This is a genomic window from Paraburkholderia ribeironis (genome assembly GCF_900019265.1).
GTDB classification, from domain to species: domain Bacteria; phylum Pseudomonadota; class Gammaproteobacteria; order Burkholderiales; family Burkholderiaceae; genus Paraburkholderia; species Paraburkholderia ribeironis.
Window position 1 is genome coordinate 1 of the sequence record NZ_CYGX02000160.1, and the last position, 3352, is coordinate 3352.

The following is a 3352-nucleotide window of genomic DNA, read 5'->3' on the forward strand; positions in this document are numbered from 1 at the left end:
GGTTCTGTTGCAATAAGGCAGTCGGCTATGATGTTCGTAACAAGACGAACGACTGAAAGCTAGATGAAGACGCTGAATCCGACCGTGGCCCGCTTGCTCAAACGCCTGCATTACCCGCTTGATGTGATCCTGACTTGCGTGCGCTGGTATGTGGCCTATCCGCTCAGTCTGCGAAACCTGGAAGAAATGATGGCGGAGCGAGGCATCTCAGTGGATCATTCAACCGTGCATCGTTGGGCCCTCAAGCTGCTGCCGGTGCTGGAAAAAACGTTTCGCAGCCGCAAACGCCCCGTCGGCAGGAGTTGGCGCGTCGATGAGACCTACATTAAGGTCAATGGCCAATGGAAATACCTGTATCGCGCCGTCGACAAGGCTGGCAACACCATCGACTTCCTGCTGCGGGCCCATCGGGATAAGACTGCGGCGCGGCGATATTTCGAAAAATCGATCGCCCGGAATGGCGAACCCGAGACGGTGACTATCGACAAAAGCGGCGCGAATCTGGCCGCACTTGACGCCATCAACGCCGAGCGCGAAACCCCGATCAGGATCCGCCAGAACAAGTATCTGAATAACATCATCGAACAGGATCATCGGGCGATCAAACGGATCTTCAGACCGATGATGGGCTTCAAGGATTTTCGGTGTGCGCGCATCATTCTCTCTGGTATTGAGGTGATGCATATGATTCGCAAGGGGCAGATGAAAAACGACGGCGATGACCGGACGGCAGCCGCTCAGTTTTACTCGCTGGTGACATAAGCAATCCTATATATATGGGAACATGCTCGGCCTGTCATCCTTATCGCGACAGAACCCCCGCGGCGATCGCCACGCGTGGTCGTCGGCCACAAGCGGTCACTCCAGCTTACTTCTACGAACGACTGCTGCTTTCCCAACAGCAGACGCCATTCTCCGCGCTCGGCACGCCTTGACGCCGTCCCTCGCCTCGCCTACCGTCCAGCGATGCCAGCGCAGGTGCACTCGCCATACCACGCGCGTGTCAAATATCTTTGCCGCACCGGACGACGCCGACCTGCGCTATTCTCTTCGAGCGCTTCGAATTTCACGTCGACAACAGCGAGGCCATCGTTATTCCATTTCGCAGGCCAGCACGATGACGAGAATCCACACGTGCCACGTTTAACCCTAAAGCTCTGCCATGGATGAACTGGGATTTGACTTCTATCGCTCAGGAGACAGTCGACGGATTTTGAGCGATGCCGGTGAATTCGCGCCACGCAGCGAATCGGGATGCGAGTTGTTTGCGATAGCGTGAAGCCCGTAGCAGGTGTCGCTTGAGCGCGAAGTGCTGCCGGATCAGGCCGAAGCTGGAGCGAAAAGCCTGCGTGCGCTTCGGGTCACGAAATCCGCGCATGCGCCGCTCACGTTCACGCGTAGGCTGATGACTATTCTCTGCCCGGTTGTTCACCCGGGCCGCAGCCTTGACGAACACATGCTTGACGTTCGCCAGTTCGGGGGATGTCGGCCTTGGCTGCCGGGTAGCTCCGTAGCTGGTCCGTGACCATCTTACGCGGCACTGGACTGGCGCGCAGCACGCGCTGGAAGAAGCGTCTGGCGGCTGCCTTGTCGCTCCGCTTCTGCAGCAGGATGTCCGATTCGGCCCCATGTTCATCGACGGCTCGCCACAGCAGATAGGGTTCACCGCGCAGCGACATGAACATCTCGTCGAGATGCCAGGTGCGGCCTGGCTTGCGCCGCACCGCCTTGACGCGATGGGGAATGTCGCACCAGCGGCGGACGGTCTCGTAGCTCACGACCACACCACGCTCGAACAGCAGCTCCTCGATGTCGCGCAGGCTCAGGTGGCACCGGAAATACCAGCGAACCGCGTGGCTGATGACCGCCGCCGGGAACCGGTGGCCGTGATAGAGCGATTTCATCTGCTTCATCAACACGTATTACCCCGCCCCTTCGTCAACGTGACAGCGCCACTAACAGCCCTGCGTGGCACGCGACAATCGTTCGCGTTTGATGTATGAAATTTCGTTTCTTGTTCTAGCTTTCTGCTATTGGCATGCTATGTTTGCGGTTAACCCGCTAAACCCGGCCCACCATGAGTAGAGAAATTGTGGACGCACGTCCATCCGCTTCATCCGATCAGGGACCGAAAACACATGACACTTTCTTTGGACGACGCATTTTCCAGTGCACAGCAAACAAAACTGAATCGTCGCTTGCTGGTGGCGCTATTTGAGCAAGCTGATACCCGTTGGTGGGGTGGTCATGTGGACCACTGGCAGCCGGACGAAACACTGTTTTCCTCAGGGGAAGCATTGAAGCGTTACCGGAAACTCGTGACCCGTTTCAAGAAAGGCGAGACCGCCAAGGCACACGTGTTGATGATGCACATCGACGGCACATTCGGGACCGTCATGTTTGGCGTGGAGTCCGCCGAGGAAGCGCAGCAACTTCTGAATGAGACACTGGAAGAGATACGAATCAGAACCTCAGATTGATGCCCCAACGTCGCAGAGGCGAGGCTGTCAGATGGAGGCGTATCCATTCCTGACTGTCAGGGCGCGCATTGGAAGTCGACCACGTACGAAAACAAACGGTTGGTATGGACATAGGTATTCGGTTCTCTTTAGATGCGTCGGAGAGAGAGTGTCAGATAACTGACACTCTCTTTGTACTGTCGCAATAAGGAAGCTGACCGGCGAGAGCCGCCTAATTATAGAGGACTACTTATGCAAAGAGCGAGTAGAATTGCTGGATGGGAGAGAGTGCCCTATCGCCATCGTTCATCTGGGCTTTGCGAATCATATGCGTGGTCTCGATTCCACCCAGAATGATGCGCGCACAACGAAAATTCTTGAATCCCATCATTGGGGGTTCTGTCGCATTAGCGAGGTCGAGTAGAATCGTTCGAATTGAAACGTATGGCCCGCATGATGGTAAAGGCGAAGAAGCCGCGGAGGGAGCTGCCCGCCGGTATTGGCAAAGTGATGAAGCGACTGCATTATCCGTTGGACGGTGCGACACGTGTCGCCGTCAGCCGCGCGTCAAGCGGCAGGTAGTTGACGGTAAAGCTCGTCCTGGTCTTGTCGCACGCGGCGATCGGAAACGATTGTGGCGCTGCGGCCTGCTGTACGACCGGCAGTTGCCTTCTATGAGGAGAAGATAGTCAAGGCTTTTTTGTTTCCGGGCTTTTCACGGGATCAGTACGTTTGCTGCGCTCTTGAACCTCACGTAGGTCGCATTGTGGGACGAAACTGTCTCACACGTGTCTGAGTCGTGTTGCGCACGTGAGACATTGAAGTCTCACCGCCTTCTTCTATGAAGGGGAAGTGTTTGTCAAGCCACTTTGCAGGGCTCTGTCAGGTTGATG

At 56.2% G+C, this 3352-nt stretch carries 2 protein-coding genes and 3 pseudogenes; 3 read left to right on the top strand and 2 right to left on the bottom strand.

Annotation, left to right across the window (positions count from 1 at the left end; genetic code table 11):
* Nucleotides 1–63: 63 nt before the first annotated feature.
* On the top strand, nucleotides 64–762 hold the full coding sequence (locus BN2475_RS32685; protein WP_094783464.1) for an IS6 family transposase: 699 nt from the start codon (nucleotides 64–66) through the stop codon (nucleotides 760–762).
* A 430-nt stretch (nucleotides 763–1192) separates the two neighbouring features.
* On the opposite strand, the pseudogene BN2475_RS32690 reads toward BN2475_RS32685, so the two are convergent.
* Nucleotides 1193–1913: pseudogene (locus tag BN2475_RS32690) on the bottom strand (IS6 family transposase).
* 225 nt (nucleotides 1914–2138) lie between these two features.
* Here BN2475_RS32690 and BN2475_RS32695 point away from each other — a divergent pair.
* A complete protein-coding gene (locus tag BN2475_RS32695) occupies nucleotides 2139–2480 on the top strand; it encodes a hypothetical protein (RefSeq protein ID WP_094783465.1) in 342 nt (113 codons plus the stop codon).
* Nucleotides 2481–2709: 229 nt separating this feature from the next.
* Here BN2475_RS32695 and BN2475_RS34925 read toward each other — a convergent pair.
* Nucleotides 2710–2853 (bottom strand): annotated as a pseudogene (locus tag BN2475_RS34925) (IS6 family transposase); the annotation flags it as partial.
* Between the two features lie 50 nt (nucleotides 2854–2903).
* Here BN2475_RS34925 and BN2475_RS34930 point away from each other — a divergent pair.
* Nucleotides 2904–2996 (top strand): annotated as a pseudogene (locus BN2475_RS34930) (IS6 family transposase); the annotation flags it as partial.
* Between the last annotated feature and the right edge of the window lie 356 nt (nucleotides 2997–3352).

What these genes read in the sequence shown, in the direction of transcription:
- BN2475_RS32685 (WP_094783464.1), top strand. Translation starts at nt 64, where the DNA reads ATGAAGACGCTGAATCCGACCGTGGCCCGCTTGCTCAAACGCCTGCAT.
- BN2475_RS32695 (WP_094783465.1), top strand. Translation starts at nt 2,139, where the DNA reads ATGACACTTTCTTTGGACGACGCATTTTCCAGTGCACAGCAAACAAAA.